At 75.0% G+C, this 5,734-nt stretch carries 3 protein-coding genes; 2 read left to right on the plus strand and 1 reads right to left on the minus strand.

Features of this window, described 5'->3' with window-relative positions:
- Positions 1-2,198, minus strand: a 2,198-nt coding sequence (locus tag C1J01_RS45675; RefSeq protein WP_111185251.1) for a hypothetical protein, incomplete at its 3' end; no start/stop codon positions are given.
- A gap of 126 nt (positions 2,199-2,324) precedes the next feature.
- On the opposite strand from C1J01_RS45675, the gene pulA reads away from it, so the two are divergent.
- The gene (gene pulA, locus C1J01_RS45680; RefSeq protein ID WP_235855108.1) at positions 2,325-4,964 is read left to right on the plus strand and encodes a pullulanase-type alpha-1,6-glucosidase; all 2,640 of its coding nucleotides are present in this window, start codon (positions 2,325-2,327) and stop codon (positions 4,962-4,964) included.
- A 120-nt stretch (positions 4,965-5,084) separates the two neighbouring features.
- Positions 5,085-5,732 (plus strand): hypothetical protein, encoded by a 648-nt coding sequence (locus tag C1J01_RS45685; RefSeq protein ID WP_235855109.1) that lies wholly within the window; start codon positions 5,085-5,087, stop codon positions 5,730-5,732.
- The last annotated feature ends 2 nt before the right edge of the window (positions 5,733-5,734 follow it).

The raw sequence follows: 5,734 nt of genomic DNA on the forward strand, positions 1-5,734 counted from the left end.
GCGTACGGGGGGGCGAGCCAGTAGTCGGAGTGCCAGCGGCAATCGGAGAGCGGCTCGCCGGGGGCGGGCAGCGGCGGGTCCCAGCAGAAGCGGTCCACGCCGGCGTCCGCGCGCTCCGGGTCGCCGCCGGCCAGCGGGTCGGCCGTGGCGAAGACGGGCCCGCCGATGGGGTCGCTCAGTCGGTAGAGATTGCACCAGGTGACGGAGTCGCGTACGGCCGACAGGCCCGCCGCGCCGAAGTAGGCGGGGAAGAACGGCGCGTACAGGCGGCCGAGCGGCGAGCCGTGGGTCAGCAGCCGGACCCGCCCCCGCAGCTCGGGCCGCAGCTGCAGCACCAGCGCTGCGGCGATCACGCTGCCCTGGCTGTGCCCGGACAGCACGACCTCGTCCCGGTCGGTACGGGCCAGGCGGGCCACCCGCCCCATCAGCTCGGGGATGACCCGCTCGGTGTAGCAGGGCGGCGCCAGCGGATGGATGGCGCGAGGCCAGAAGGTGCTGATGTCCCACAGGATGCCGACCGTCCTGCGCAGCCGCGAGTCGATGTACGTCCGCCGCCCGACCAGCACCAGCCCGACCACGATGGCCACCATGGCCCAGCTGCCGATCGAGGCGAGCAGCCCCGCGACGCCCCCGTCGGGCGTGAACAGCCCCAGCCGGTAGATCACGGTCACCACGGCGAACCCGGCCACGCCGATCCCGGTGAGCACCGCCACCACGAACCCGATCCGGTCGGTCAGCGCGGCCAGCGCCCACTTCCCGGCGACCTCCCGCGCGTCGCCGGCCTCCCCGTAGTAGGGCTCCAGCAGCGGCGCCAGCCGCTCCGCCTCGGCCGCGCGGCGCGCGTTCAGCACGCAGGCGATCACGACGGCGCCGATCACCAGCAGCGGCACGAGAGCGGCGGTCCACCAGACCGCGTCGTCGAGGAAGATCTTCCTGCCGAGCGGGCCGGCGCCGGCCGAGGTGGCGGCCACGCCGAAGAACGAGGCCGTCCAGAACAGCACGCCGAGCGCGAGCACGTTCGCGCTGCCGACGGCCACCATGAGCGCGAACCAGGCGGCCAGCCCGCCCATCGCGCGCCGCTCGCCGGCGGTGCGGTCCCGGCGGGCCAGCACGCAGACGGCGGCGAGGATGAACACCCCGAGCGCGATCATGAGGGCGTACTCCAGCACGCCGACGCCCACCCCGGGAAGCTGCGCCGCGTACGGGCCGGGCGGCAGGCCGGCCAGCGCCGCCCCGGCGGTGGCCAGGAACACGACCGGCGCCGTCACCCGCAGCACGCGGCACGCGCGCCCCGGCCAGGCGGGCTCGGGCCCGCCGGTGTACGGGTCGAGCCGCCGCGCGGTCGCCGGCAGCACCACCAGCACGGCGGCGGCGAGCTGCACGCCTCCGTTGGCGGCGGTGAGGGCGAGGCCGACCGTCGTGTGCGCGAACGGCGCGGACACGGCCAGCCCGATGGAGGCGATCGCGAACGACACGTGCACGACGCGCAGCCGCCACACGGGCGCGCGCCCGTGCCACAGGCGCGGCTGCCCCAGCAGCACGCCGCCGCGGCCGGTGCCGCGCAGCGCCTCCGGCGGCACGTCCGTGCGCTCGTCGCGGCGCCAGGTGCGGCGGGCGATCCACCACAGGACGACGACGGCCAGCAGCGGGACGAGGGCGGTGACCGCGAGCCGCTTCGACGGCTCGCCGCCCCACAGCGCGCCCAGCCAGTGCACCCAGACGGGCGCGGTGTCGAGCGTGCAGGCGCGGCCGGCCGCGGTGCACTGCCAGCCGACGAGGTCGACGCTGGCCCGGGTGACGGCGCCGACGAGCGTGCCGGTGAGCAGCAGCGCGAACAGCCGCTGCGCCGCCTCCGTCAGGTGCCGCAGCCGGTCGGCGCCCGGCGGCCTGGGCAGCATGAAGTACGACAGGTTGGCCAGCGCGAACGGCAGCAGGAGCAGCCACAGCGCGATCGTGCGCCCGCCGGAGGTGAGGTTGCCCCAGGCGTAGGCCTCGCGGCGGCGCACGCCGGGCACGTCGGGGTGCTCGCCCGCCGGTTGCCCGGCGGCCCACCAGCGGCGGTAGAAGCCGGTGGTGCCGTCGCCGGCGACGAGCCGGGGGTGGGGGTGGTTGAGTATGCCCGCCGGCGGGGTGCCGGACACGCCGTGGACGCGCAGCTCCGTGACACCTCCGCAGGTCCGGTCGAGGAATCCGTCCATGTCACAAGGGTGGAACCGCAATCCCAATTACGTACAGTTACTAATCGGTGACGCATTTGATATGCGTCATGACTTCACGCAGCCGCATGTCCCGCCGAGCTGAGGGAACGACGACGGCTGTCCGGGGTGCCGCTCGCCGAGGGGGCGAAGAGCCTGAGTGACCACATCGAAGGCGCCGGCCTGAACGGGGCGGCGGCGCACTGGATCGACCGCGCGACGGTGGCCTGGCGGGTCGAGCCGTCGTTGCGGCACCGCCTGGCCTTCAGCGCCGTGGGCGGCATCGCCCGCGACCCGTCACGTCCGGACGGGCTGAGCGGCGTGCAGGGCTTCATCGCGCTGCGGCCCGGCGCGTTCGGCGCGGAGCACGAGCACCGGTGGCCGCACCTGGCCGGGCACACGACCGGGCACACGGCGCTCAGGGTGGACCCGCGTGACGCCCGCCTGGCCGCGCGGGCGCTGCGCGGCCAGGTCGTGGCCGCCGCGTGGGACTCCGGCGGCACGCTGGTGGAGGCGACCGGCGTGCAGATCCCCGGCGTGCTCGACGACCTGTACGCGGCGGCCGCCACCGCCCCGCTGGGCCCGGGCGGCGGGATGTTCCCGAGGCTGTCGGTGTGGGCGCCGACCGCGCGGAAGGTCGAGCTGGCCCTGTACGGCTCCCGCCGCACCGTGCACCCGATGCGCCGCGACGACGCGACCGGCGTGTGGTCGGTGCGCGGCCTGCCGGCCTGGTACGGCCGCGCGTACACGTACCTGGTGACCGTCTACTCCCCCGCCGCCGGCGCGGTGGTGACGAACGAGGTCGCCGACCCGTACGGCGTGCACGTCACCCCGGACGGAGGGCGCAGCGTGCTCGTCGACCCCGGCGCCGCCGCGCACCGGCCGCCCGGCTGGGACCGCCTGGCCAAGCCCGCCCCGGTGCCGCCGGAACGGGCCGTGGTCTACGAGCTGCACGTGCGCGACTTCTCCGCCTCCGACGCGAGCGTCCCGCAGGAGTTGCGCGGCACGTACGCGGCGTTCGGGCTGGACACCCGGGGGACGCGCGAGCTGCGCGCGCTGGCGGCCGACGGGGTGACGCACGTGCACCTGCTGCCGGTCTTCGACTTCGCGACCGTGCCCGAGCGGCGGGCCGACCGCGTGGAGCCCGGCTGCGACTTCGCCGCCCTGCCGCCCGACTCGGAGCTGCAGCAGGAGCACGTCGCCCGCACGGCGGCCACCGACTCCTACAACTGGGGCTACGACCCGCTGCACTACACGGTGCCGGAGGGCTCGTACGCGACCGATCCCGACCTGCGGATCCGGGAGTTCCGCGGCATGGTCGCCGCGCTCAACAGGGCCGGGCTGCGCGTGGTGATGGACGTGGTCTACAACCACACCCACTCGACCGGCGTGCTCGACCCGATCGTCCCCGGCTACTACCACCGGCTGCTGGAGGACGGCGCGGTGGCCACGTCCACCTGCTGCCCCGGCACCGCGCCCGAGCACCTGATGACGGGCCGGCTGGTGGTGGACTCGGTGGTGGCCTGGGCGCGCCGGTACAAGGTGGACGGCTTCCGCTTCGACCTCATGGGCCACCACCCCAAGGCGAACATCCTGGCCGTCCGCCGCGCCCTCGACGCGCTCACGCCCGCCCGCGACGGCGTGGACGGCCGCTCGATCCTGCTGTACGGCGAGGGCTGGGACTTCGGCGAGGTGGCCGGCGGCGCCCGGTTCGAGCAGGCGACGCAGGCCGGCATGGCCGGGACGGGCGTCGGCACGTTCAGCGACCGGATGCGCGACGCGGTGCGCGGCGGCGGCGCGTTCGACGCCGACCCGCGCGTGCAGGGGTTCGGCTCCGGCCTCGCGGGGGCGCCCAACGGGTCGCCGGCCAACGGCACGCCGGAGCAGCAGCGGGCGCGGCTGGCGTACTACGGCGACCTGATCAGGGTGGGGCTGACCGGGAGCCTGGCCGACTACGTGCTGCCGTCGGGCGTGAAATCGCGCGATCTGGACTACAACGGCGCGCCCGCCGGGTATACGGCCGTTCCCGGGGAGGCGGTCACGTACGTGGACGCGCACGACAACGAGACGTTGTTCGACGCGCTGGCCTACAAGCTGCCGCAGGACACGCCGATGGCCGACCGGGTGCGCATGCAGCTGCTGTCGCTGGCCACGGTGCTGCTGGCGCAGGGGACGGCGTTCGTGCAGGCGGGCACGGAGCGGCTGCGGTCGAAGTCGCTCGACCGCAACTCCTACGACTCGGGCGACTGGTTCAACCGGCTGCTGTGGGACTGCGCGCAGGGCAACGGCTTCGGCGCGGGCCTGCCGCCCCGGGCCGACAACGAGGCCCGCTGGCCGTACGCCCGGCCGCTGCTGGCCGACCCCGCGCTGCGGCCGGGCTGTGCGGCGATCGAGGCGTGCCGCGCCGGGTTCGGGGAGCTGCTGCGGATCCGGTGGTCCTCGCCGGCCTTCGCGCTGGGGTCGGCGGAGGAGGTGCGGCGGCGCCTGTCGTTCCCCGGCTCGGCGGAGGGCGTGATCGCCATGCACGTCGGCACCGACGGCCTCGACCCGCGCTGGACGTCGGTCACCGTGGTCTTCAACGCCACGCCGTATCCGCAGGTCCAGAGCGTGCCGGCCGCCGTGGGGCTGCATCCGGTCCAGGCGGCCTCGCACGACCCGGTGGTGCGGGAGTCGGCGTACGACCCGGACACACGGACGGTGAGGGTACCGGCGCGTACGGTGGCGGTGTTCGTCGGGAAGGGTGTGTCTGAGTGTGACCCGGCGGGGTAGAGGGAACGCTTCGTGGGGTACGTCCCCACATCACTGGCATTGAGCCGCACGGCGGCGCAGACTGGATAGACGGCGATCCCGTGGAGCAGTGGAGCACCCGTGGACAATCACCTTGATCACATGCCGGTTCTTTCCCGCGGCCGGCACCGCAACCCCAAGCGCGGTGCCTGTTTCATGGAGCTGGCCTCCTACCTGGCCGGTGAGCGGTGGAGCGACCACCCGTCGTGCACCCACCCGCTGCTGGCCGCACTCGCCCGCCTCGTCAACGACAACACCAGTGACGAGAGCCGGTCCAAACTCGTCCGGCTGGTGCCGTCCATCATCGGGCTGACCAGCGACGACCTGCGGGTGGACGCGCAGATCGCGCTGCGCTGCGCCACCACGGCGCTGCCGGTGGCGGCGGCCGAGCGTCAGCTCGCGCTGGCGGTGTCGGTGCTCGCCGCCGAGGAGATGCTGGCCCGGCTCGACGGCGCGCCGTCGGGGCGGATGAGCGAGCGGAGCCGGCGCGCCATGGAGGAGGTGCCCCACGCGGCCGAGCAGGCCAGGCGCTTCAGCCGGGCCGCCCGGATCACGGAGAAGGGCTTCCGCCGGTACGCCGCGCCGAACGCGGTGCAGCTGTCGGTGGTGGGCATCGTGCAGGCGTGCATCGACGACCCGGACGCGCTGCTGCGGCGGCTGCTGGAGGACGCGATCGCCGACTGCGCCGCCCTGGTCCGCGCCCCGGACCCGGCCACCACGGCCGGCACCACCCTCCCTGCCCACGCCTGACC

It is taken from the genome of Nonomuraea aridisoli (genome assembly GCF_003236395.1).
GTDB lineage: Bacteria > Actinomycetota > Actinomycetes > Streptosporangiales > Streptosporangiaceae > Nonomuraea > Nonomuraea aridisoli.

Excerpts from the sequence above, each read along its gene's own strand:
- C1J01_RS45685 (WP_235855109.1), top strand. The coding sequence starts at position 5,085 with ATGCCGGTTCTTTCCCGCGGCCGGCACCGCAACCCCAAGCGCGGTGCC.